The sequence below is a fragment of the Pseudochrobactrum saccharolyticum genome (genome assembly GCF_008801715.1).
Taxonomy (GTDB): Bacteria; Pseudomonadota; Alphaproteobacteria; order Rhizobiales; family Rhizobiaceae; genus Pseudochrobactrum; species Pseudochrobactrum saccharolyticum.
Window position 1 is genome coordinate 71,094 of the sequence record NZ_VZPG01000003.1, and the last position, 23,861, is coordinate 94,954.

20 protein-coding genes, 1 pseudogene and 1 riboswitch are annotated in these 23,861 nt (G+C 52.8%); of the genes and pseudogenes, 13 read left to right on the forward strand and 8 right to left on the reverse strand.

Translation table 11 applies throughout. The features are described from left to right. The first annotated feature begins 9 nt into the window (after positions 1-9). The 10 genes and pseudogenes from F7P81_RS10430 (at position 10) to thiD (ending at position 9,578) form a co-directional block, all read left to right on the forward strand. Complete coding sequence (locus F7P81_RS10430; RefSeq protein ID WP_022711567.1) at positions 10-1,083, forward strand: saccharopine dehydrogenase family protein; 1,074 nt, start codon at positions 10-12, stop codon at positions 1,081-1,083. Positions 1,084-1,223: 140 nt separating this feature from the next. Continuing rightward, a complete protein-coding gene (locus tag F7P81_RS10435; RefSeq protein WP_151159454.1) occupies positions 1,224-1,985 on the forward strand; it encodes an ABC transporter substrate-binding protein in 762 nt (253 codons plus the stop codon). Between the two features lie 142 nt (positions 1,986-2,127). After that, positions 2,128-3,369: an NAD(P)/FAD-dependent oxidoreductase gene (locus F7P81_RS10440; protein ID WP_151159455.1), complete on the forward strand. Its 1,242-nt coding sequence runs from the start codon at positions 2,128-2,130 to the stop codon at positions 3,367-3,369. 83 nt (positions 3,370-3,452) lie between these two features. Next, the gene (locus F7P81_RS10445; protein WP_151159456.1) at positions 3,453-4,016 is read left to right on the forward strand and encodes a hypothetical protein; all 564 of its coding nucleotides are present in this window, start codon (positions 3,453-3,455) and stop codon (positions 4,014-4,016) included. After that, positions 4,013-4,603, forward strand: coding sequence for an RES family NAD+ phosphorylase (locus F7P81_RS10450; RefSeq protein WP_151159457.1), 591 nt, complete (start codon positions 4,013-4,015; stop codon positions 4,601-4,603). The genes F7P81_RS10445 and F7P81_RS10450 overlap by 4 nt, the downstream gene beginning before the upstream one ends. Positions 4,604-5,028: 425 nt before the next feature. After that, positions 5,029-5,622, forward strand: a pseudogene (locus tag F7P81_RS17205) (NAD(P)-dependent oxidoreductase); the annotation flags it as partial. A gap of 180 nt (positions 5,623-5,802) precedes the next feature. Beyond that, a complete protein-coding gene (locus F7P81_RS17210; RefSeq protein ID WP_246176115.1) occupies positions 5,803-7,086 on the forward strand; it encodes a glycerate kinase type-2 family protein in 1,284 nt (427 codons plus the stop codon). Positions 7,087-7,132: 46 nt separating this feature from the next. Beyond that, positions 7,133-7,228, forward strand: a riboswitch (TPP riboswitch). A gap of 63 nt (positions 7,229-7,291) precedes the next feature. Further along, positions 7,292-8,104 carry a hydroxyethylthiazole kinase gene (thiM, locus tag F7P81_RS10460; RefSeq protein ID WP_246176099.1) on the forward strand — a complete coding sequence of 271 codons (813 nt, stop codon included), beginning with the start codon at positions 7,292-7,294 and terminating at the stop codon, positions 8,102-8,104. Next, entirely contained in the window at positions 8,091-8,735 is a 645-nt protein-coding gene (gene thiE, locus F7P81_RS10465) for a thiamine phosphate synthase (RefSeq protein WP_151159459.1), read from the forward strand. Before thiM ends, thiE begins: the two co-directional genes overlap by 14 nt. A 3-nt stretch (positions 8,736-8,738) precedes the next feature. Beyond that, entirely contained in the window at positions 8,739-9,578 is an 840-nt protein-coding gene (gene thiD, locus F7P81_RS10470) for a bifunctional hydroxymethylpyrimidine kinase/phosphomethylpyrimidine kinase (protein ID WP_151159460.1), read from the forward strand. Positions 9,579-9,647: 69 nt separating this feature from the next. On the opposite strand, the gene F7P81_RS10475 is transcribed toward thiD, so the two are convergent. From F7P81_RS10475 to F7P81_RS10495, 5 genes are all read right to left on the reverse strand, one after another. Then, complete coding sequence (locus F7P81_RS10475; RefSeq protein WP_075656856.1) at positions 9,648-10,058, reverse strand: DUF6691 family protein; 411 nt, start codon at positions 10,056-10,058, stop codon at positions 9,648-9,650. 12 nt (positions 10,059-10,070) lie between these two features. Continuing rightward, positions 10,071-10,496 carry a YeeE/YedE family protein gene (locus F7P81_RS10480; protein WP_151159461.1) on the reverse strand — a complete coding sequence of 142 codons (426 nt, stop codon included), beginning with the start codon at positions 10,494-10,496 and terminating at the stop codon, positions 10,071-10,073. 4 nt (positions 10,497-10,500) lie between these two features. Then, positions 10,501-10,842, reverse strand: coding sequence for an ArsR/SmtB family transcription factor (locus tag F7P81_RS10485; protein ID WP_075656854.1), 342 nt, complete (start codon positions 10,840-10,842; stop codon positions 10,501-10,503). Between the two features lie 2 nt (positions 10,843-10,844). Further along, positions 10,845-11,723, reverse strand: a complete 879-nt coding sequence (locus tag F7P81_RS10490; protein WP_151159462.1) for an MBL fold metallo-hydrolase — start codon at positions 11,721-11,723, stop codon at positions 10,845-10,847. Between the two features lie 140 nt (positions 11,724-11,863). Beyond that, a complete protein-coding gene (locus tag F7P81_RS10495; protein WP_151159463.1) occupies positions 11,864-12,928 on the reverse strand; it encodes a Tim44 domain-containing protein in 1,065 nt (354 codons plus the stop codon). 218 nt (positions 12,929-13,146) lie between these two features. Here F7P81_RS10495 and F7P81_RS10500 point away from each other — a divergent pair, with 218 nt between their 5' ends. Then, on the forward strand, positions 13,147-14,448 hold the full coding sequence (locus tag F7P81_RS10500) for a metallophosphoesterase family protein (protein ID WP_151159464.1): 1,302 nt from the start codon (positions 13,147-13,149) through the stop codon (positions 14,446-14,448). Continuing rightward, a complete protein-coding gene (locus F7P81_RS10505) occupies positions 14,448-17,945 on the forward strand; it encodes an AAA family ATPase (protein WP_151159465.1) in 3,498 nt (1,165 codons plus the stop codon). The genes F7P81_RS10500 and F7P81_RS10505 overlap by 1 nt, the downstream gene beginning before the upstream one ends. A gap of 53 nt (positions 17,946-17,998) precedes the next feature. Here the strand turns inward: F7P81_RS10505 and F7P81_RS10510 are convergent, their stop codons facing one another. Then, a complete protein-coding gene (locus tag F7P81_RS10510; RefSeq protein ID WP_151159466.1) occupies positions 17,999-19,513 on the reverse strand; it encodes a hypothetical protein in 1,515 nt (504 codons plus the stop codon). A gap of 167 nt (positions 19,514-19,680) precedes the next feature. Here F7P81_RS10510 and F7P81_RS10515 point away from each other — a divergent pair, with 167 nt between their 5' ends. Continuing rightward, positions 19,681-21,072, forward strand: coding sequence for an FAD-binding oxidoreductase (locus tag F7P81_RS10515; RefSeq protein ID WP_151159467.1), 1,392 nt, complete (start codon positions 19,681-19,683; stop codon positions 21,070-21,072). Positions 21,073-21,111: 39 nt separating this feature from the next. Here the strand turns inward: F7P81_RS10515 and F7P81_RS10520 are convergent, their stop codons facing one another. Next, positions 21,112-22,716 (reverse strand): ABC transporter ATP-binding protein, encoded by a 1,605-nt coding sequence (locus tag F7P81_RS10520; protein WP_151159468.1) that lies wholly within the window; start codon positions 22,714-22,716, stop codon positions 21,112-21,114. A gap of 1 nt (position 22,717) precedes the next feature. Then, a complete protein-coding gene (locus F7P81_RS10525; protein ID WP_374828090.1) occupies positions 22,718-23,848 on the reverse strand; it encodes an ABC transporter permease in 1,131 nt (376 codons plus the stop codon). Positions 23,849-23,861 lie beyond the last annotated feature (13 nt).

Below are 23,861 nucleotides of genomic sequence, written 5' to 3' on the forward strand. Positions count from 1 at the left end.
GGGTCAGTCATGAAAGACGTCGTCGTCGTTGGTGCCGGTAAGATCGGTGTAACAATTGCACAGCTTCTGGGTAACACCGGTGATTATAATGTAACGGTAACAGACCGTGCGGAAGAGCAGCTGAAAGCGCTTGCCGGCAAAAAGAACATCACAACTAAAGTTGTTGATATTGCTGATGAAGCCGCTCTGGCAGCCGTTCTGGCCGGTAAATTTGCTGTTCTCAGCGCTGCGCCTTACCAGATGACAATCCGTATTGCTGATGCAGCTGCAAAAGCAGGCGTTCACTATCTCGACCTGACCGAAGACGTTGCAAGCACACGTCACGTTAAAGAACTGGCTAAAACCGCTAAAACCGCTTTCATTCCACAGTGCGGTCTGGCTCCTGGCTTTATTTCGATCGTTGCTTACGATCTGGCCAAGAAATTCGACAAGCTGGAATCCATCGGCATGCGCGTCGGCGCTCTGCCACAGTTCCCGACCAACTCCATCACCTATAACCTGACATGGAGCACGGACGGCGTTATCAACGAATATATCGAACCATGTGAAGCCATCGTCAACGGCAAGCTGACACTGGTTCCTGCTATGGAAGAGCGCGAAGAATTCTCGCTCGAAGGCGTTCAGTACGAAGCTTTCAACACTTCCGGCGGTCTCGGCACTCTGGCTGAAACCCTTGAAGGCAAAGTCCGCACCCTGAACTACCGCACCATCCGTTACCCTGGCCATTGCGACATCTTCAAGACCCTGCTGAACGACCTCGGCCTGCGTCATCGCCGCGATGTATTCAAGGACATTCTTGAAACTGCAGTTCCGGGCACCCAGCAGGACGTTATCGTTATCTTCGTAACCGTAACCGGCTACAAAGACGGTCGTCTGACTCAGGAAACTTATGCGAATAAGGTTTACAACCAGACTCAGGATGGTCTGGAAATGACCGGTATTCAGGTTACCACTGCTTCCGCTATCTGCGCTGTTGTTGATATGCTTGCTGATGGCAGCATCCCTGCACAGGGCTTCATGAAGCAGGAAGATATTGCGCTGGATAAGTTCCTCGCAAACCGCTTCGGTAAAGTTTACGCTTAATAGCGGGATGAATACGTATCTACATGATGCGTATTCAGAATATCTTGATGAAATGAGAAACGGGGCAAGGGCTTTCCTTTGCCCCGTTTTTCTGTTTAGCTGCCCTCGGAGAATGATTTTCACGACATAATGAGGGAACTATGCGTAGATCAGTTTTATTTGCAGGTATGGTACTGGCTGCTATTGCGACATCGGCGGGCGCAAAAGAATGGAAAGAAATCCGTATTGCCACAGAAGGTGCTTATCCTCCGTTCAACTTTGTTGATGCTGACGGTTCGCTGAAGGGCTTTGACGTTGATATTGCCAATGCTCTTTGCGAGGAAATGAAAGCCAAATGCACCCTCGTTGCCAATGATTGGGACGGTATGATTCCGGGCTTGCAGGCGGGCAAATTTGATGCGGTTATCGCATCGATGAGCATTACCGAAGAGCGCAAGAAACAGATCGACTTCACCAATAAATATTACTCCACGCCTCTGGCGATTGCTGTGCCGAAAGACAGCCCGATTAAAGATGTGAAACCGGAAAGCTTCTCCGGCAAAACAATCGGTGCGCAGGGCGGCACAACACAGGCGATTTATGCGGAAGATGTGCTGGCTAAAGCCGGTGCTGAGGTCAAACTTTATGTGAGCGCCGACGAAGCCAATGCGGATCTGAAGACCGGTCGTCTGGATGCAATGATCTCCGACAAATTTCCTGTCGTTGACTGGCTGAAGACGGAAGCCGGAAGCTGCTGCCATATTCTTGAGGACGTGCCGGGCACACAGACAGAAACCGGTATTGCTTTGAAACAGGGCAATGATGATCTGAAAGCCCAGTTTAATGCGGCGATTGACGGTATCCGCAAGAACGGCACCTATGACAAGATCATGAAGAAGTATTTCGACTTCGATATTTATTGATCACAACGGCTGTTAAAACCGTTTGATGAGCGCGCAACTTTGCGCGCTCATTGTCTTAATCCTGTAATTTCAGTCCTTCGTGGCAAACTGCCGGCCGGAATTTTTCTGCCTGTAGTCATGACCCGTATTCTCCGGCCATAACATGCGTAAATTCGATACAATCATTCTGGGTGCAGGCATTATCGGTGTCAGCACTGCGCTTCACTTGCAGGCACGCGGCCATTCCGTTTGTCTGATCGACAAAAAAGATCCGGGTGAGGGGACGAGTTATGGCAATGCCGGTCTGATTGAGCGCTCCAGCGTTATTCCTTACTCATTTCCGCGCGGGCTCGCCAATCTGATTAAATATGGTCTGAATAATCGTACGGATGTGCGTTATGATCTGGCCTATATGCCAAAACTGGCACCATGGCTGTTTCAGTTCTGGCGTCATTCTTCCGCGGACGGTCTGGCAAAAGCAACAAAAGCCATGCTGCCGCTTGTGGAAGCCAGTGTGACCGAACATGATTTCCTGATTGGTCAGGCCGGTTGCCAGAATTTGGTGCAGGACAAAGGCTGGCTGGAAGCGTTTTGCAGTGAACAGGCTTTTGATGCTTTTGTGAAAACACTGCCGTCGCTGGATCGCTTCGGTCTGAATTATAAAGTGCTCAACAGCACCGGTTTTGCAGCAGCGGAACCATCCATGCGCAATATTGCCGGTGCCGTTCATTGGCTCGACCCGAAAACCGTGAATGATCCTTCGGCTCTGGTCAAAGCCTATGCCTCACTCTTCACACAACGCGGCGGCGTGTTCCTACATGGCGATGCTTCGACCTTGCAGCAGAACAGTGATGGCTGGTCGGTACGCGCAAGCGAACCTGTGACCGCACGTAATGTTGTGGCCGCGCTCGGACCTCAGTCCCATCTCATCTATGACAAGGCCGGAATGAAACTGCCGATGGCAGTCAAACGCGGCACGCATCTGCATTTCTCGCTTGATGATGGTGCAGTACTCAATCATCCTGTGGTCGAAGTGGAAGGTGGCTATGTGCTGGCACCGATGCGTCAGGGCATGCGTCTGACAACCGGCATTGAATTTGCAGCGCCGGATGCACCGGCCAATCGTATCCTGCTCGATCGGGCAGAAAAACGTGCGCGTAAAGTATTGCCGTCATTGGGCAAACCGGTTGAGGCACAGCCATGGCTGGGTCTGCGCCCTTGTATGCCGGATATGCGTCCGGTTATCGGTCAGGTGCCAAACAAGCCGGGCTTGTGGATGAATTTTGGTCATGCTCATCATGGTTTGACGCTGGGGCCTGCATCCGGCCGGTTGCTGGCAGAGCTGATGACGGGAGAGAAACCATTCATTCCGGCAGAGCCATATTCTGCAAGTCGCTTCATGTAAGATGCAACTTTGTCAACTTCGACAATAATAGCAAGCTTGACAACCAGTCTGTGCAGTATCATCTTTAAGTTCAGGAGATGAAAATGGTACAGACAACGCAGAATACACCGAAGGCTGAGAAAGCACGGCAGTCCCCTGCAGCAAAGGCAAAGCCGCGCGGCAATACAAATGCGCGTGCCATTGCTAAACGTCAGCCTGTCCATAAAACTGCTGCAACGGCTGTTGCCAAAGAGGCCTATCAGCCGGATGCACGCGCTCTGGCTTTGCTGCGTGGTGTTGAAATCGCCCAGCAGGATCTGCGCGAGGCAGGTGGCGCCTATACGCTGGAGCAGGTGCGCCTGTTATTGCAGGGTATTTCCCGTCAGGCCGTGGATAAACGCGTGCAGGATGGTTCATTGCTCGCAGTTCCGGGGCCTGGCAACCGCCGTGCCTATCCGACGATCCAGTTTCTTAATGACGGCAGTATTGTTGCCGGACTGAAAGCTGTGCGTCAGGCACTTGGCAGCGCTAATCCGTGGTTTTTGCTGAATTTTCTGAGCAGGCCGGATGAACGTCTCAACGGCAAAAAGCCGATTGAGCTGCTGCATCGCGGTGAAACAGATGCGGTGCTGGAAGCAGCACGGCTCAATGGTCTGCAAGGCGCGTGAGCGGGCCGCAACCACCACACAATCTGGCTTCCCGACAGCCTGAGCTGATCACTCTGGCTGCGGGAAGCAAATTATATCGTTTTTATACAGCTGCTTTTGAACCCGTCTATTTCGACCGCTCCGATATGGGCAGGCTGAATGCACCGGATGCGTCCTATGGTGTGCTTTATACAGCCGCTGCACGGGAAGGCGCTTTTGCTGAAACATTCTTACGTGAACCCGGTCGCAGCCTGATTGATTTAATGCTTTTACAGAAGAAAGCGCATGTGGTGCTGGAGCTGACGGTTCCGTTAAAGCTGGCCAAACTTGCAGGGCGCGGACTTGCTGTAGTTGGTGCAACGGCAGAGGTTCTGCATAGCGGTTTGCCATATGATACCGCGCAAAACTGGTCACAAGCACTGCATAATCATCCGGAAAATTTTGACGGGATTGCCTATTATGCCCGCCATGATGACGAGCAGCTTTGTTATGCGCTGTTCGATCATTGTGCTGAGCATATCAGTATTGCCGAGCGACAGACTGATCTTGATGCAGATTGGTTCTGGCAAATTGCCAATCACTATAATCTGGGTATTGCCCCGTACTGAATAATTATAAGGGAACTGAAATCATGCCGGACAAAACTGCCAAAATCCTGATCACGGATCATCTGGAGTTGCGTCTTGATGCGCAAGGGAAGCATCAATGGCATGAAATCCGCCATTATATTGAAGAAAAAGGCGGGGTCTTTCATGATCAGGGTTTGAATGCAGTCTCGGCACTCACAGCCGGTAAGCTCCATTTCTTCTATTGTCCTGATCTAAGCTCGGAAGATGACCTCAACGCCGTTGCTGGGCAGGGGCAATATGATGCGGTGATCGCAGCCGCCACTCGTATTCCGCAGCAATGCCAGTTCGTCGAGGGCGGGGTGCGCATCGGTGCAGGCACCGGTAATATGCAATCGCAATCATGGGCTTCCGGCACAGCGCCTTTGATGAATACACCGGGTATTAATAGCCGTATCACCGCGCAGATGGTGCTGAAAGCGCTGTTACAGTTTCGTCCCGATCTCGATACGGAAACACTTTATGCGCAGGTGCTGGAAGGAAAATTTGATACCGGCCGCGATCTGGCGCGTTTTCCAAGCACTGGTCTTGAAGGGCGTAAATTTGCCATTCTCGGCAGCGGTAATATCGGCATGGAAGTGGCAAAATTGGCCAAAGCCTTTGCTATGGATGTGGTGATCTATGCGCGGGAACATCATCGCTCATGGATTGAAAGCCAAGGTTATACTTATGCGGCGACACCGCAAGAGGCCGCACAAAATGCTGATGTATTGAGTGTGCATCTGGGGCTTGGTGCGCTGAACAAGGAGACAGGGCGCTACAGCAATCAGGGGCTTGTCGGTCATGATGTTCTGTCGGTAATGGCACAAGGCGCGATGGTCATCAATTACGATCGCGGCGAGCTGGTGGATGTTGCAGGGCTTGAACCGCTGATGCAGAGCGGTCATATCCGCAATGTTGCAGTGGATGCCGACCTGTTTGAAAAAGATGGTACTCTGTCAGGACCATTAGCGCCTTATGTGCCATTAGCTAAAAAATATCCGAAAGCCATGTTGTTGCTGCCTCATGCGGCGGCAGATACTGATCATCCGTCACGTCTGACGGGGGCAAAACAGGCCGTTGATCAGATTTTTGCAGCGATTACCGAGCGCCGTGTCATCAATGCAGTTGGCGCGATCCCTGCCGGTTACAGTGACGGTGGCAGTCAGTTGCCGCAGGGCATCGGACGGACACAGATTAAACTGAAACAGGGGCAGGAGCGGAAATTTCTCAAATCCCTGTTTGAAACAGCAGTTAAGGCGGCTGATCCGCTGCATTGTCTCAAACCCTATTTGCCGCCAGTACCAAAGGGCAAAACGGTTGTGATCGGTGCCGGTAAGGGCGCCGCACAAATGGCGCAGGCTTTTGAGACTTTATGGCTTGAGGCCGGTAACCCTGCGCCACAGGGTGTGGTCGTTACCCGTTATGGCTATGGCGCGGAATGCCGGTTTATCAAAGTGCTGGAAGCTGCGCATCCGGTGCCGGATGCAGCCGGACTGGAAGCAGCAAAACAGTTGAAAGCTGCGTTGAAAGACTTGCATGAAGACGATCTGGTGGTGGCATTGATCTGCGGCGGCGGCTCGGCTTTACTGCCAGCGCCACCGGAGGGGCTGACACTGGCCGATGAGCAGGCGGTCAATGCCGCTTTGCTTGCCAGTGGTGCGCCGATCAGCGTGATGAATGCTATCCGTAAGCATGTCTCTACGATCAAAGGTGGCAGGCTTGCTACCTTGGCAGGATCTGCCCGTATGGTCAGCCTGATTGTCTCGGACATTCCGGGTGATGATCCGGCGCTGATCGCTTCAGGGCCGACAATTGCCGACCGTGCAACGCGTCATGATGCGCTGAAATATATTGAACATTACAAGATGCAACTGCCGGAAAAGGTGATAGTGCATTTGCAAAGTGGTGCAGCCGATGCGCCGCAGCCTGATAATGCCGTGTTTGCGCGTCACAGTCATCATATTATCGCCAGCGCCGCGCAATCCCTGAAGGCGGCTGCAAAACTGGCTGAGGAGCAGGGCGTTGAAACGCTCATTCTCTCGGATGCGATTGAAGGTGAGGCGAAAGACATTGCGCTGATGCATGGGGCAATGGTTCAATATCAGGCGCGCAACCGCACCTCCGGCCAGCCGCTTCTTCTGCTTTCCGGCGGTGAAACAACGGTAACGCTTGGCTCCGGTTCAAAGGCAGGCAAAGGCGGGCGCAACAGTGAATTTATGCTGGCACTGGCGCTGAATATTGCTGGCCACGCTAATATTCACGCTTTAGCTGCGGATACGGACGGCATTGACGGTTCGGAGAATAATGCCGGTGCTTTTGTTGACGGCAACACAATTCAGCGCATGACGGAGCTTGGTCTTGATGCGAAACAGTTTCTCGCAGGCCATGACAGCTGGAGTGCGTTCAATGCAAGCAGTGATCTGTTTGTGACGGGGCCGACCGGCACAAATGTCAATGATTTCCGTGCCATATTAATCAGCTGAGCTTGCTCAATCGGTGGACAGCCGCATCCGGCTCTGCCATAATGACGATGAGAGACAGGGGCGCCCGGATCATACCGGCTGAGAAGTACCCTTTGAACCTGAACCGGATAATGCCGGCGGAGGGAGTCAGATCAAAGGGCGGCTTTTCGCAACAGCGACGATAACGGCACCCCGCGTCAGACCCTCACCGTTGCGGAGGGCTGATATGAAAGATCTACCGGATTTCGGCGTGATGCTGGAAACCATGCGACAACGCAAACCCCTCATACAATGCATCACAAATTTTGTGGCGATGAATACGGCTGCCAATGTGGTTCTGGCTGCCGGTGCATCTCCGGCTATGCTGCATGCGCAGGAAGAAGCGGGGGAGTTTGCAAAATTATGCGGCGCGGTCACAATCAATATCGGCACACTCTCGCCGCTCTGGGTGCAAGGGATGATTGCTGCAATCACGGCTGCCAATGCGCATAATATTCCGTGGGTTTTTGACCCCGTTGCGCATTTTGCCTCAACTTTCCGCCGCGATGCTGCTCAAAAACTGCTGGCACTGAAACCAACAATTATTCGCGGTAATGCATCGGAAATTCTGACGCTTGCGGGCTTTTCCGCGCGCGGACAGGGTGCAGACAGCGGCGATGATGCTGGCGCTGCGCATCATGCGGCTCAAAAAATGGCGCGGGAGCATCAATGTACGGTCGCAGTGACCGGCGCTTATGATCTTGTGACCGATGGTCAGACAACTCTGCGCATTGACGGCGGCTCGCCACTGATGCCGCAAGTCACAGCTTTGGGCTGTGCACTCACCTGCCTGACCGGTGCTTTTGTCGCCGCGCATAGGACCTCTGCTCTCGAGGCCTCTGCCGCAGCTCTGGCTATGTATGCTGTGGCCGGAGAGCAGGCGGCCTTGCAGGCAAAAGGCCCTGCCAGCTTCCAGATAGATTTTATCGATGCGCTATATGCGCTCTCTCCCGCACAATTCCAGTCTCAGGCAAAGGTACAATTCTATGAAACAGTTTGATCTGTCGCTCTATCTCGTTCTCGACCGCGAGCTTTGCGGCAGTTTGGGTATGGTGAAAACCGCAATCGCAGCAGTGCGCGGCGGTGCCACAATGGTGCAGTTGCGCGATAAAGACGCCAGCCAGCAGGAGATGCTTGAAACTGCCAAAGCATTGAAAGCGGCGCTTGAAGGCACCAATGCCAAGCTGATTATCAATGATAATATTGACGTTGCCATTGCTGTTGGTGCCGATGGTTTGCATATCGGTCAGCATGACGGCTCACCGGAACAGGTGCGGGCAAAGATCGGGGCGGATATGATCCTTGGTCTGTCGGTGCAGACCGCTGAAATGGCCACCAAAGCGGATAGTGCTGTGGTGGATTATCTCGGCATCGGCCCAGTTTTCCCGACCGCTACCAAAAAGAACTGCGCGCCTTCCATCGATTTTGACGGGTTGAAACGGGTTTACTCGCAAAACGGCCTGCCAGCTGTGGCAATCGGAGGCATTAAACTGCCGCATGTGGAGGATGTGCTGGCGACCGGTATTGATGGTCTGGCTGTGGTGTCTGCAATTTGCGGTCAGGAGAGTCCTGAGCAAGAAGCCCGTGCCTTCAATGCGGCGATTGCTCATTTCCGTGGAGCAAAGGGCTAAGTCATGAAAAATGTTCTTTCTCTCGCCGGTTCCGATCCGTCCGGCGGTGCCGGTATTCAGGCTGATCTGAAAACCTTTGCTGCCCGTGGTACTTACGGCATGGCGGCGTTGACAGCACTGACCGCGCAAAACACGCAAGGCGTTTCCGGTGTTTTTCCCGTACCGGCAGATTTTGTCGCCCAGCAATTGACGATGATTTTCAGTGATGTGCGGGTCGATGCGGTTAAGATCGGCATGATCGTCAATGCGCAAATTTCTGACCGCGTGGCGCAAGTTTTGCAGGAGCAGCTTGTCAAACAACCGGATTTGCAGATTGTGCTCGATCCGGTGATGATTGCCAAAGGCGGCGCAGCATTGCTCGACCCGCAGGCGGTGGAAAGTCTGAGGCAGAAATTGCTACCGCTGGCAACTTTGCTGACACCGAACCTGCCGGAAGCGGCAGCATTGCTCGGACAACCGGTCGCGGAAAACCGTGAGGACATGGAACGCCAAGGTCGTGCTTTGCTGGCTAAAGGTTGCAAAGCCGTGCTGATGAAGGGCGGGCATATGGCAGGTGAATTCTGCCCTGATCTTTTGCTGAGCAACACACATACAGAATGGTTTGTGGCCGCGCGAATTGAAACGCCGGATACCCACGGCACTGGCTGCACGCTCTCCAGCGCTTTGGCGGCGGAACTGGCGAAAGGCAATATATTGCCGGATGCAGTGCGCGAGGCCAAAGCCTATCTGTTGCGGGCGATTGGTGCTGCGCATCAGCTTGAAGTCGGCATGAAAGACGGAAATGGCCGATCAGTCGGCCACGGTCCTGTGTTCCATTCGATTGATCAAATCAGAGCGCCGTGAGCCATATTTGGCTCACAAAGGTCGCTCTGACACTTTAAAATAGCTGACGACTGAAGGTTTCCTGAGAAATCAGGAAGCCTTCACTTTACGGGCTATCAGCATGCCGATGACCATCGCCGGTACAAAGATCAATGTACCGGTTGCGGCTAAGCCCACCGTGGTAATCGCAGGCCCCGGACAAATACCGCCAAGCCCCCAGCCGATGCCGAACAGGATTGCCCCTGTCATCAGGGATTTGTCGGCTTTACGATTTGCAGGCACATCAAAATCTACGGCGCAGAGCGGTTTCTGACGGGCAAAAACCACGCGATAGCCGATGAAAGTTGTGACTACTGCCGCACCCATCACCAGAGCCAGTGACGGATCCCAATTACCGGTAATATCGAGAAAATTCAGCACTTTCTCAGGATTGGCCAGACCGGAAATCACCAGCCCCAGCCCGAAGATCAGACCGATAACAAGATTAATCAGAAATGACATGATCGACCTCCTTTAACTGACGAGATGGCGCATGATGAAGACGGTGATGAAACCGGCTGCCATAAACAATGTTGTCGCCAGCAGGGAGCGGGGCGAGAGACGGGAAATACCGCATACACCGTGGCCGGAGGTGCAACCGCTGCCCAAGACCGCGCCAAAACCAACCAGCAGACCGGCGCTCATCATCAAGACCGGATCGGATGAGACTGTGATTGTTGGCAGTGCACGGGTGAAAAGCAGATAGAGAAAAGGTGCGGCCAGTAATCCCAGCACAAAACCGGCACGGGATAAAAAACGATTGTCGCTATAGGGCGGGAAAAGCCTGCTGACAATACCGCTGATACCGGCAATCCGGCCTTCAAACAACATCAGCAAGACCGCAGAAAGCCCGATCAGCAATCCGCCGCCAAGAGCAGGCCATGGGGTAAAATTTTCCATGATGTTATGTCCTTATATCCGGTGCACAAAACAACTGGTGCATGGTGGCGATGAAGATTTTCACCCGCTCATCGGCCAGAGAATAGAACACGGCTTTGCCTTCTTTACGGGCGCTGATCAGTCCGGCAGCGCGCAATTCTGCCAGCTGCTGCGACAGGCCGGGCTGGCGGATGCCGAGCATATCTTCAAGCTGGCGCACAGACAGTTCACCCTCAACCAAAGCGCAGGTCACCTGCAAACGATCAGGATTGGACATTTTTTTCAGAAAGGCGGAAGCCTCGGTCACCCGTGCACGCAGCTCATTGGCGTCAGGTGCTGTGACTTCAGTTGGTATAATATCAGACATGTTCACTCCCACGGCGCGCCGTCAAAACGCCCGAGCGGGATTTTGATATAGCGCTGTCCGTTATCTTCAGGCTCCGGCAAACGTCCGCCGCGAATATTCACCTGCAAGGCATGGAGCATCAGTTTGGGGATCGGCAAAGTTGCATCCCGTGCCTGACGGGCGGTCACGAAACTCGCCTCATCACGGTAGCGGCTGAGATGAATATTATCCTGCAATTGTTCACCAATGCGGGATTCCCAACGGGCTTCGCGGCCGTTCGGCCGGTAATCATGACCGGTAAACAGGCGCGTATCTTCTGGTAATTGCAGAATGGTCTGAATGCTGTTCCACAATGCTGTGGCATTGCCGCCGGGGAAATCGGCACGCGCTGTACCGCCATCGGGCATGAACAATGTATCATGGATGAAAGCGGCATCGCCGATCACATAAGTGACCGAAGCCAGAGTATGGCCGGGGGAATGGATCACACGGGCATCGAGATTGCCGACTTTAAATGTCTCGCCATCTTCAAACAGATGATCCCATTGCGAACCGTCACAGGCCAGATCCGGCCAGTTATAGATTTCGCACCAGATTTTCTGCACTTGTCTGACTTCAGCGCCGATAGCAGTCGGTGCGCCGGTGCGGGTGTGCAGGTAATGGGCGGCAGAAAGGTGATCGGCATGGGGATGCGTGTCGAGAATACGCACCAGCCGGTAGCTGCGGCGTGCAATATAGTCCAGCATCTCATCAGCATGATTGGTGGCAGTCTGGCCGGATTTCTCATCATATTCCAGCACGGGATCAATAATCACGCAGTCCAGTGTTTCAGGATCGGCAACAACATATTGAACCGAGCCGGTACGCTGATCGTAAAATGCGGCAATGTCTGGTTTCTGCATTTTTTACCTGCTTTCATTATCTATTTCATTAAATATATTTGATTGCAAAAAAATGCAATCATTAAAATCTAAATATTTAAAGGTAATAAAAAAGCCGCCCTGAAGTTCAGAGCGGCTTTTTTTAGTTTATAAATCTGGCCTTATGCAGCCTGAATTGCGGAAAGTTTCCACTCTTCTATGCGGCCATTGGCAGGACGGACAAATGTCCAGACTTCAGTGCTTTCCGAAATCTCCATGCTTTCGCCTTCAGCCAGTTCGCCGGTATTGCGGTCTGCAAGATAGTCGATGCTTTCATAACGAATGGCAACGGTGGCGTAATCCTTGCCTTCTTCGCTCCAGCCTTCCGACACATCACCCTGCAGCAATTTCACATCGCTGACATGGTTGCGCAGGCCGTTGGTAGCGTTCTCGCCAAGTTCTTCCGCCAGATAAGACATGGCTTCCGGTGTTGTCAGCTGACGCAGTGTGCCGTAATTTTCCTGACCATAGGCAGTCTGGACTTCGGTCAGCATTTTTTCAAAATGCTCCAGATCTTCCTGTGAAACAGTCAGAGGCTTTTCTTCTACAGCAGGCTGCATCATGCTTGCAGCTGCACCCGAACTTGTATTGGCGCCAAATCCGGCTGATGGCACAGAGGTTGAAGACCGTGCATGTGTGTTGTCATCGCGCTTACCAAACTGCGCACCCAGATTCTGCATCGGATTAACACGATTTGCTCCAGCAGCATTACCGGCACCGGCAGCAGCTGTTGCAGGTTTATTGCGGTTGGCGAAGAAGCGCATGGCCAGCATGGCCAGACCTGCGAACAGGGCAACCTGCAGGATCAGGCCGAGGAAACCGGCCATACCGCCCAGACCATTGCCCAGCAGCATACCGATCAGACCGCCGACCAGCAGGCCGCCCAGCATGGAGCGGCCGAAATTATTGAAGAAACCAGGCTTTGCTGCATTGGCAGCCGCCGCACCCTGTGCAGGGCGGGTCTGCGCACCGGTATTCGGAGTCATGGAACGTTCAATCGGCGCAGCAGTATTTGGTGCAGTCTGCGTTGGTGCAGGTGCCTGATAGGTCTTGCTGCCGCGGCTGCCGAAGCTGCTGCCACCACCCGCACGTCTGGCATCGGCAATATCCATCGCCGAAAGCGATACAACGAGCGCCAGTCCCAATGCGACTGTGAACTGACTTAAACGTGAGGTGGCACGCAACATATGTGTCTCCTGAAAAAAGTGCTTTGGCTGCATATAGGAACGGGATTTTTCAATTGTAAGTGTTTGCCATAAGAAAATCCTATGATTTACAAGAATTTATTCAGTCAGGTGAACATAGGCAGCTATGCACTTTTAAAATGCGGCGCTGCATTGATTTTTGTAACCGGCCCGTCGCATAGTCATCGCAAAGACTTTAACCTGACTTTTCAGGAGCTGATTTGACCTATCGCTTTATTCACGCGGCGGATATCCATCTGGATTCACCGCTGCGCTCACTGGCTTTGCGCAATCAGGAACTCGCGGTGCTGATCGGCAATGCGACCCGACGTGCTTTTGAACGCATTATCGATCTGGCGTTGAGTGAACGCGTGAATGCACTGCTGATTGCCGGTGATCTTTATGACGGCGACCAGACTTCGATGAAAACTGCACGTTTTCTGGCAGAACAGCTGCGCCGTCTGGATCAGGCGGGGATTGATGTTTTCATCATTCGCGGCAATCACGATGCGCTGTCGAAAATTACCAAAGAGCTGACCCTGCCGGAGCGGGTGCAGATTTTTGACCGCAAAGCCCGCGCGATAACTGTTTCAGCGCCGGATCATTCTCAGCCGGTGGTTATTCACGGTTTGAGTTTTGCCAAACCCCATGCGCCGGACAGCCTGTTGCCTCATTACGGATTGCCGGTTAGCGGAGCGGTGAATATCGGGCTGATGCATACCAGCCTCAATGGTGCCGAAGGGCATGATCTTTATGCGCCGGTCAGCGTTAATGATCTGCAATCGCATGGTTTTCATTATTGGGCGCTTGGTCATATTCATAAGCGCACGGTCTATGCACCGACTAGTCATTATAACAGCACGGTAGTAATGGCGGGTAATCCGCAAGGACGTGATATTAATGAGGCCGGTGCGAAATCCGTAACGCTTGTGACGGTGACTGATGATGGCACTGTGCAGACAGAAGAGCGGCTGACATCAATCGCGCAATTTGAACGGGTGAGTGTTGATGTCTCGGCTTGCGAGGATTGGCGTGCTGTGATTGCGGTAGTGCATGAGGCGCTGGAAGCTAAGCGCGAAGCGACTGCAAGCGAACAGCTCGTCGCCCGTCTGCATCTGACTGGCACGACACTTCTGGCATGGCAGATGCGCCGTGACCATGATCTGCTGCTGACTGAGGCCGAGGACAGGGCAGCGCAAATTGGCGACTGCTGGATTGAAAAGCTCGAGCTTGAATGCACTCCGCCACGCAAAATACAGAAAAGCGAAGGTGCTCTGACCGTTGATCCGCTGCTGGAACTGGGCAGATTGATTGCCGATGAGCTGGCCGCCTCTAAACATTTCCAAAGCGGTCTTGCAGAGCAGATGGATGCTCTGGTGAGAAGATTGCCAGCTGAGATGCGCAATGTTTTCGGCGGCGATGAAGCACAGGCACAGGCTCTGATTGCTGATTTATTGCAAAAAGGCAGTGAGGATGTGCTGGCAGAATTGAGTGCGGACGCACAGGCAGAGGAACAGGCATAATGCGGATTAATCGTCTGGATCTCACCCGCTATGGCCGCTTTACCGATCATGTGCTGGATTTTGGTGCGGCAGATCAGGGCAAACCTGATTTGCATATTATTTACGGGCCGAATGAAGCGGGAAAATCAACCACATTTTCGGCGCTGCTCGATCTGCTCTTCGGTATTGAACATAAGAGCCGCTATGATTTTCTGCATTCATATTCAGCGATGAAAATCGGCGCTTCCCTGCAATTGCAGGGCGCAACGCAGGAACTTGTGCGCACCAAAGCGCGCAATAACAGTCTGAGTGATCCGGCTGGCCGCGTTTTGCCGGAAACACTGATTTCCGACGAATTAGGCGATATTGATCGTAATGCCTATCGCATGATGTTCTCGCTGGACGATGACACATTGGAAGAAGGCGGTGATGCGATCCTTGCCAGCAAGGGTAATCTTGGTGAATTGCTGTTTTCGGCCAGTGCCGGTCTTGCGGGCATCAGCCAGAATCTCAATTTGCTGCGCAGCCGCGCTGATCAGTTCTATCGTTCCGGTGCGCGTACAGGCGGGCTGGTTGATCTCAATGCACAATTGAAAGAGCTTGAAACCGCGAAGGCCGAGCTGGATGCGAAAAGCTCGGCACAAAGCTATGGCAAATTGAGTGACAGTTTCCGGCAGGCCGAGGCGGAATATCAGCAGGCGCTGACTGCGCATGGGCAGATAAGAGGCCGCATTGCAGAGATTGAGGCTATGCTCAATGCGCTGCCGCATTATCACCGGCTGCATCGCCTGCGTGAAGAACTGACTGCTTTTGCAGATATTCCGGCGGTGCCTGCCGGTTTTGCCGATGAGCAGCCACGATTGATGATCGATGATGCGGAACTGCGCGTTCGTGTTGAAAATCAGGCAGCAGAGATAGCGCGGCTGGAACGGGAAATTGCGGAAATCCATCCTGATGAAAATGCGCTGAACCTCGCCGGCACTGCCGGACAGTTACAGGCATTACAGGCACGATTTGTGACAGCAGAAAAGGATCTGCCGGAGCGGGAAGCTGCGTTACATGCTGAGCAACATAAAATTGAGGCGTTGCTGATCCGTCTGGGACGGGATATCAAAACTGATCCCCGCGCATTGCTTATCAATATTCAGACAGAAACGGCATTGCGCAGCCTGATTGAGCAGCGCTCCGGTATTACGGCAGCTTTGCAAATGACTGGCAAGGAATTGGCTGCTGCGGAAGAGCGGCTGAAACTTGCGCAGGATAAGTTGAAGCAAAGCGGCATCACGCAGGCACATTGCGATCCTGCATCAATGCGCTACCTGCATGATATGCTGAACCGTTTGCGCAGTGAGGATTTGAGCAATTCTTTGCGACTGGCCGATCAGGCTGCACGGGAAGAAGAAGCGCAACTGCATGAAATCTGGCAGGCACTGCCTTATCGTCAACATGATTTTGAGACTGATCTGAAACTACTTGCCGCCTTGGCGGTGCCGGATGTGGCGGAAGTGGAAGCCGCAGGGCGGGAGATGCAGGTTCTGCACAACCGCTGGCAACAGGCACAGGATAATCAGGCTCAAAACATCGATGAAATGGTGCAATTGCGCGCGCAATTACAAGCAGTACAGCAAAATAGTCTGGTGATTACGCAGGAACAGGCAGCAGAGCTGCGCCAAAATCGCAATGCCGCATGGCAGCAGCATCGTAAAAGCCTGAGCAGTGAAAGTGCAGATGCGTTTGAGCAATATCTGACGCAAGACGATCAGGCCGTGCATAACAGGCTGACACAAGCGGCGGAATTTGCCCGCGCCATGCAATTGCGGGAACGGCTTGCTGTGCTTGAGGCACAGAACCTCCATCTTCAAAATTCCGGTGCCGCGGCGCAGGCGGAATTGCAGGCGGTGGAAGCGCGTCTCGCTATATGGCAGCAACAGCTTGTACCGGTCTGCAAAGAGAACCTAACAGCGGGCAGTTTATTGCGTTGGATGGAGAAGCGTGAAGCTTTACTACAAAAACGTCAGCTTTGGTTGCGCGCCTGCCGGTCACGTGATGAAAAGCTGGTACAGATCAGGCAAGCGGAAACTGATCTGACTACGGCACTACAACAGGTCGGCGTGGCTGTTGCGGAAACTGATTTGCGTGCACTTCAAACGCAGGCAACGGTGCTGCATGAGAGTTTTCAGCTTTATGCCGGTTTGCAAGCTGAACTGGCGGAGCGGGAGCAGGAATTGCACCGTCGTCATAAAGATGCCGACGAGATTCAGACACAGGATGCGCAGTGGCAGAAAGACTGGGCAAGCACTTGTCAGGCCACATGGCTGGGGCAGGCGGATGCAGTTCCGGCGCTGGATGAGGTGCGCGAAATTCTGAACCTGATGGCAGAACTGGCTCCGGCACTTGAGCGCAGTCATGATCTGGCGCAGCGTATCCATGCGATGCACGACGATCAGGCAGCCTATCGCCGTGAGACGGAAGCTTTGGCGAAGCGTCTTGGTCTGCCTGTGCAGACTTCAGCGGGCGTAGGGATCCCGGTCGCCGAGCTGGCTCTGCATAGCGCACAGCGCATTCGTAAAGCAGAAGAAGAACACAAAAAACTGCAAGAGCTGCAAGGTCGTCTGGCGGAAGCGGAACAGCACAGGCTGCAATTGAACCAGAAAGCCAGTGAGCTGAATGCCAGAAAGCAGGCAATGCTCACGCAATTGCAGGCGGATACGCTGGAAGATGCCGGTTTTAAAATTCAGGCCGGTGCTAAAAAAACGCAGCTGGAGCAAGTGCTGACGGATGAAGAGCAAACGATTATCCATTTGCTGAAACTGGCAAATCCGGCAGAAGCTGAAGACGTACTGGCGCAAGCCGACAGTGCTGAGCTCAAAGAACAATTGCTGGGTCTGCGTGAACAGGATGAGGCACAGGACCGGCATAAACAGGAACAATATCGCCTGAAAATGCAGGCTGAGCAGCTTTTGTGTGAGGCACAGGCCGGTGATGACAGTGCTGCAAAGCTGGATGAACAGCGCCGTACCTTATTGCTGGAGATTGAAGAGAAATCGAAACAATATTTGCGTCTGCGTTTTGGTATCAGCGCGGCGGAGCAGGCTTTGCGCCTTTATCGCGATCAGCATCGCTCATCCATGATGGCGCAGGCATCAGAGGCCTTTGCCGCGATCAGTCAGGGCAGTTATCTCCAGCTGACAACACAGACCGATAAGGACAGTGAAATTCTGATTGCAGTGGCTGCTGATGGCAGTTCAAAAACGGCGGATCAATTGTCTAAGGGCACACGGTTTCAGCTTTATCTGGCTTTGCGTATCGCCGGTTATTATGAATTTGTGTCGCGCCGTCCGATGCCGTTTATCGCCGATGATATTATGGAAACATTTGACGATGATCGTGCGCGGGAAACTTTCCGGCTGTTCACACAAATGGCCGGTCAGGGGCAGGTGATTTATCTGACCCATCACCAGCATTTATGTGACATTGCGCAGGATGTGTATCCGGATGTGCGTCTGCATCAGCTCTGATACAAAATGAAGATATAAAAAAGCCTGCATCCGGAGATGCAGGCTTTTTGCTTTTATTTATTGGCTTCGACTTTGACGCCCAGCACTGACCAGAGTTTTTTCGGCTCAGCCATACCAACCGCAGTCAGAATACCGAAGGTCACCGGATTTTCCGGCTGGATTTTAAAGCTGATTGATTTCGGCGCATCCAGATATTCGCCCATGGCCTGAGCGGCCTCAACAACGAGCGGCTCATTTTCAAAATAAGCAACGCCGATCTGCAGCTGGTCTTTCATTTCCTGCACGAGAGCTTCACGGGTAATACCGCGTTCTTTTGCTTGATAGTCCAGCACTTTGCCGAAGAAATTAGCATCATCGTAACGCAATTCCATATTGCTGATGGACAGGTTCTGCAACATGCCCACAGCTGCAATCTGCATGGAAGTATTGTCGCCGCCGTCTTCCATCACACTGGTCAGCAGATCCTGCACAGCTTTGATGAATTTTAGATTATAACCGCCCATTGCGAGCTTATAATTATAAGTACCGATATTCTGACCGCTAATGGTCATCTGATCGACAGTATATTCGCCGCTATAAGGTGACCAGGTGCCTTTGCCATCCATGGTCAGGTGAAGTTTTTCCAGTCCGAGCGCACGGATTGCGTCCATGTCCAGGTCACTGGTATCTTCTGCTAGTTCTTCCGCGTCGCCGCTGTCTTCAACCGTCTCGTCAGTATTGTTTGTGGCAATATCTGTATTCGCATCGGCTGCAACCGCAGCATCAGCCTTGTCAGCAGGGGCGGCATCATCGGTTGCCGGTGCAGCACTTTCGGTGGTCGCTTTTGCGGCATCTGCTGCTTCCTGCGCAGCTTCTTCTGCCGCCTTCGTGGCTTCTTCTACAGATTTCTGAAACTCAGCGGCTTCTTTTTTCTTCTTTTCCTGATCAATGCGGTTCGCTTCTTCAAGATCAACCTTCAGCGCCTCAATGCCCCAGCTATAATTGCTGGCTTTTTCTTTGCTGAAAGGTTCCTGTGCGAAATGTACGCCGTTCAGTTCAAAAACCGGCTTGCCTTCGACCGTGACACTGATGGCACCGAGATGAAAGCTCTCGGCATATTGCATACGGCCGAGCAGATCGACTTTCGGGTCCTTGGTCAGTTTGACATTGTTGAAGCGGATATCTGAGGTGGTGAAAACGCTGTTGTCTTCAACGATTTTAACATCATCAAATGCGGCTTTTTCAACGAGATAAACATCGCCTTCGCCCTCGGTAATATTGCTCAGCGTAATCTTGCCGAGATTAACAGGGGCGTTGTCTTTCTCGTCCTTTTCCACTTCTTCTGTTTCGTCAGTCGAAGTTTTAGGCATAGCAATCTGTGCTTTTGCATCATGCAGAATGACATTTTTGCCGTCGGTTTCTGCTTTGGAGAATGTCAGTTCCACCATCTGTTCTTTGAGCAGAGCCTGCAGACGCTTTGCAACATCATCACCTGTCCATGCCAGTGCAGTGCCAGCCCAAAGCGGCGCGATCACAGCAGTCAGAACGAAAGTTTTGGCAAAAACAGAGCGGGACATATTCAATGGCATGAGAAACCTCAGTAAAAAGAACGGACAATATTAATTTTGACCGCAGGATGATTGCTGCCGAACTTATTAAAAAACAGAACGACCTGAAGCGTAATAATTTTGTAAATCCCTATAACAATTCAGAACCAATTCCAATAAACATAATCTCACAAATCAAGGGGAATGAAATGCAAAGCGCTTCTGTCCGGCAGTTACTGCTGGAAAAACTATCCGGACTTCTCGGTAAAGACATTCAAACCGGTTCTGATCTTGATATTTCGCATCTGAGTGACTGGAGCGATGAACAAGGCGGCACACCGCTGGCTCTGGTTCTGCCTCGGGATACACAAACTGTTTCTGAAATTCTCAAGCTCTGCAATGAATACCGTGTCGCTGTTGTACCGCAGGGCGGACTGACCGGCCTTGCCGGCGGCGCGGTGCCGGTACAGGATTGTGTGCTTCTGTCGCTGCGCAATATGAACCGCATTGAGACCATCAATGCGCAGGCCGGAACGATGATTGTCGAGGCCGGTGCCATTTTGCAGAATATTCAGGATGCAGCGCGCAATGCAGGCATGAATTTTGCGCTGGATCTGGGCGCGCGCGGTTCCTGCCAGATCGGCGGCAATATTTCCACCAATGCGGGCGGCAATCGTGTGATCCGCTATGGCATGACCCGTGATCTGGTGCTGGGTCTGGAAGCGGTGCTGGCAGACGGCACAATTCTCAGCATGATGAATGAAATGCCGAAAAACAATGCGGCGCTGGATATGAAGCATCTGTTTATCGGTGCGGAAGGCACAATGGGCGTTGTGACCCGTGCCGTGCTGCGTCTGCGTCCGGGGATTGGCGGTGCCAATGCCGCAGTCGTTGCGCTTGAGAATTTTGAGAATGCCCTGAATTTGCTGAATTATGCGCAAAAGCGTCTTTCCGGCCGCGTCAGTGCTTTTGAAGCCATGTGGGGCGAATATTACAACATGGCTGCGAAATATGCCCGCGCACCGCTTGATGGCAGCTATCCGCTTTATGTGTTGATGGATATGCAGGGCGCTGAACCGGATGCGGAAGCGGATTTGTTCCAGTCGGTTCTGGAACATGCCTTGGAAGAGGGTTGGATTGCCGATGCTGCCATTGCTCAATCCCATCGTGAGGCCGAAGAATTCTGGACAATGCGCGATGCCATTGCGGAAATCATGACCCATGAAGGCCCGTGCATCGGTTTTGACGTGTCAGTCCCGCAAACACAGATTGGTGCAGCGGTAGATGCTATTCAGGCAGCATTGCAGAACCGCTATCCGGGCATGACCAGCCTGTTTTTCGGCCATGTCGGTGATTGTAATTTCCATATTGATATTACGAAATACACGGATTTTACCGAAGATGACCGTGCGGTTGAAGATATTGTCTATGACATTATCCGCACATTTAAAGGCTCGGTTTCAGCGGAACATGGTATCGGCCTGCATAAAAAACCGTGGCTTCATTACAGCCGCAGCGCTGCCGAATTGCAGACTCTGAAAACACTGAAAGCGGCGCTTGATCCGCATAATATTCTTAATCCCGGTAAAGTGCTGGATTAAAAATAAAAGGCCGGAACATAAATTCCGGCCTTTTGATCTTTACGCTCCGAAGCGTTTTTCGCTCATGGAAGCCTGCATCAGTGCTTTGGTATAATCCTCGCGCGGTGCATCGAAAATCTGCTCGGTCTGGCCTTCTTCGACAACCTTTCCGGTTTTCATTACCAGAATATAATCGGAAAGCGCACGCACCACTGCCAGATCATGGCTGATGAACAGATAGGACAGGCCGTATTTTTCCTGCAAATCACGCAGCAACGTTACCACCTGTTTTTGCACCGAGCGGTCAAGCGCACTGGTCGGTTCATCCAGCACAATGACTTTCGGTTTCAGGATCATGGTACGGGCAATCGCAATACGCTGACGCTGGCCGCCGGAAAATTCATGCGGATAGCGGTTGCGCATTGAAGGCTCAAGACCAACCTCTTTCAGTGCTTCACCGGCACGGATATCCCGCTCTTTGGCGGACAGTTCCGGCTCATGGATCAGCAGCCCTTCGGTGATGATCCGCCCGACAGTCATACGCGGGCTGAGCGAGCCGAACGGATCCTGAAATACCAGCTGTAATTCGCGCCGTTTCGGGCGCATTTCCTGCGGGTCTGTCGGTAGCTCTTTGCCGAGATAGGCAATACGCCCGTCTGATTTCAGCAGGCGCAGAATAGCACGGCCAAGCGTAGATTTACCCGAACCGGATTCCCCCACAATGCCGATGGTCTGCCCCTGTTTGAGGTTGAGCGAAATACCATCCACCGCGCGCAGAACCGTCTGCGGTTTCAACCAGCCTTTTGCCAGATTGAAAGTGACAGACACATCATCTGCCTCAATCAGCAAAGGTGCAGTTGCGGGTGGTGCGGCTTTGGTGCCTTCCGGCTCTGCATCCAGCAGCATCTTGGTATAGGCATGCTCAGGAGAAGAGAAAATTTTCTCCGTTGCACCGCTTTCAACCACTTCACCGGAGCGCATGACACAAACCTGATCGGCAAAACGTTTCACAATACCCAGATCATGGGTAATGAAAACGATGGCCATGCCGAGGCGCTTCTGCAAATCGGCCAGCAGCTCCAGAATTTGCGCCTGAATGGTCACATCCAGCGCCGTTGTCGGCTCATCGGCTATCAGAATATCCGGATCATTCGCCAATGCCATCGCGATCATCACACGTTGGCGCTGACCGCCGGATAATTCATAAGGATAGCTGTCGATACGACGTTCCGGTTCGGGAATGCCGACCAGTTTCAGCAATTCCAGAATGCGCGGACGTGCCTGCGCTTTGCTCATCCCGCGATGGAAACGCAAAGGCTCGGCCAGCTGGTCGCCGATTTTATAAAGCGGATCAAGCGAGGTCATCGGTTCCTGAAAAATCATGGTGATTTTGGCACCACGGATTTTATTCAGCTCTTTGTCGGACATGCCGACCAGATCCTGACCGCGATAAAGCGCCTGACCGGTCGCTTTACCATTCGACGATAGCAACCCCATGATCGCCATGGTTGTCTGGCTTTTGCCGGAACCGGATTCACCGACGATTGCGACGGTCTCGCCGGATTTCACATCAAGGCTGATACCGCGTACCGCATGAACCGGCCCGTCATTGGTTTCAAATGTTACGCGCAGGTCGCGTACAGATAAGACTGTTTCTGCTGTCATCTTAACGGTCCTTCGGATCAAGGCTGTCACGCAGGCCGTCGCCCAGGAAGTTCAGCGCAAAGAGAATGAGTGTCAGGGTGACCGCAGGGAAAATCAGCTGCCATGAAGCGCCGCGCATATTCTGCGCCCCTTCAGAGATCAGCAGGCCGAGCGATGTCATCGGGTCCTGAACACCAAGACCGAGGAAGGACAGCAAGCTTTCAAGCAGAATGGCTTTCGGTACCAGCAGGGTAACGAAAACAATCACCGGCCCCAGCGCGTTCGGAATAATATGACGGGTAATAATACCGCGTCGTGTTGCACCGAGCGCTTCTGCCGCCTGCACAAATTCCTGCCGTTTGAGGCTCAGGGTCTGACCGCGCACAATTCGTGCCATATCCAGCCATTCCGTTGCACCGATGGCAATGAAGATGATGATAATCGACCGCCCGAAAAACACCAGCATCAGAATGACGAAGAAGATGAAGGGCAGAGAATAGAGAATATCGACAATACGCATCATGATATTGTCAGCACGACCGCCGAGATAACCGGAAATAGCTCCATAACTGACGCCGAGAACAAGCGCCATAACGGAAGCCAGCAGACCGATTGCCAATGAGATACGTACACCGATAAAGGTACGGGTCATCATATCGCGGCCGAGATTATCGGTGCCGAAGAAGAAGTAATTACGTGCCACATCCAGCGAGAGCTTGCCGCTCAGCTTGTCGGCTGCCAGTTCAAGGCTCGGATTGCTGAACAGATCGGAACGCTCAAAATAACGCAGAACGCGCTGATCCAGTTCACGTCCTGCACTTGAGGTCACGTCAATAGTGAGTTTCGAACCGGCAAGCTCCGGTTCTCCGCCTTTCAGGCGTGCACGTGCCATTTCCCGCTCAAGGCCGGGAATAATCGTATCCGCACGCGGATAGGCTTCAAGGCTTGGTGCCACGCGCACAAATTGCGGATAGATTTTTTCATATGGATGCGGGCTGACCATCGGCCCGAAAATACCGACGAGCGACAGGAAAATCAGCACAACGGCACTGGCAACAGCGGCGTGGTTACGGCGAAGTCTGATCCATGCATCCTGCCAGAGGGAACGGCCGGCAACAGCTGTGTTGCCTTCCGGTGCGCCGTGAGACGGCATATTTGTTGAGATA

Excerpts from the sequence above, each read along its gene's own strand:
- F7P81_RS10430 (WP_022711567.1), top strand. The coding sequence starts at position 10 with ATGAAAGACGTCGTCGTCGTTGGTGCCGGTAAGATCGGTGTAACAATT.
- F7P81_RS10435 (WP_151159454.1), top strand. The coding sequence starts at position 1,224 with ATGCGTAGATCAGTTTTATTTGCAGGTATGGTACTGGCTGCTATTGCG.
- F7P81_RS10440 (WP_151159455.1), top strand. The coding sequence starts at position 2,128 with ATGCGTAAATTCGATACAATCATTCTGGGTGCAGGCATTATCGGTGTC.
- F7P81_RS10445 (WP_151159456.1), top strand. The coding sequence starts at position 3,453 with ATGGTACAGACAACGCAGAATACACCGAAGGCTGAGAAAGCACGGCAG.
- thiM (WP_246176099.1), top strand. The coding sequence starts at position 7,292 with ATGAAAGATCTACCGGATTTCGGCGTGATGCTGGAAACCATGCGACAA.
- thiE (WP_151159459.1), top strand. The coding sequence starts at position 8,091 with ATGAAACAGTTTGATCTGTCGCTCTATCTCGTTCTCGACCGCGAGCTT.
- thiD (WP_151159460.1), top strand. The coding sequence starts at position 8,739 with ATGAAAAATGTTCTTTCTCTCGCCGGTTCCGATCCGTCCGGCGGTGCC.
- F7P81_RS10475 (WP_075656856.1), bottom strand. The coding sequence starts at position 10,058 with ATGTCATTTCTGATTAATCTTGTTATCGGTCTGATCTTCGGGCTGGGG.
- F7P81_RS10480 (WP_151159461.1), bottom strand. The coding sequence starts at position 10,496 with ATGGAAAATTTTACCCCATGGCCTGCTCTTGGCGGCGGATTGCTGATC.
- F7P81_RS10485 (WP_075656854.1), bottom strand. The coding sequence starts at position 10,842 with ATGTCTGATATTATACCAACTGAAGTCACAGCACCTGACGCCAATGAG.
- F7P81_RS10490 (WP_151159462.1), bottom strand. The coding sequence starts at position 11,723 with ATGCAGAAACCAGACATTGCCGCATTTTACGATCAGCGTACCGGCTCG.
- F7P81_RS10495 (WP_151159463.1), bottom strand. The coding sequence starts at position 12,928 with ATGTTGCGTGCCACCTCACGTTTAAGTCAGTTCACAGTCGCATTGGGA.
- F7P81_RS10505 (WP_151159465.1), top strand. The coding sequence starts at position 14,448 with ATGCGGATTAATCGTCTGGATCTCACCCGCTATGGCCGCTTTACCGAT.
- F7P81_RS10510 (WP_151159466.1), bottom strand. The coding sequence starts at position 19,513 with ATGCCATTGAATATGTCCCGCTCTGTTTTTGCCAAAACTTTCGTTCTG.
- F7P81_RS10515 (WP_151159467.1), top strand. The coding sequence starts at position 19,681 with ATGCAAAGCGCTTCTGTCCGGCAGTTACTGCTGGAAAAACTATCCGGA.
- F7P81_RS10520 (WP_151159468.1), bottom strand. The coding sequence starts at position 22,716 with ATGACAGCAGAAACAGTCTTATCTGTACGCGACCTGCGCGTAACATTT.
- F7P81_RS10525 (WP_374828090.1), bottom strand. The coding sequence starts at position 23,848 with ATGCCGTCTCACGGCGCACCGGAAGGCAACACAGCTGTTGCCGGCCGT.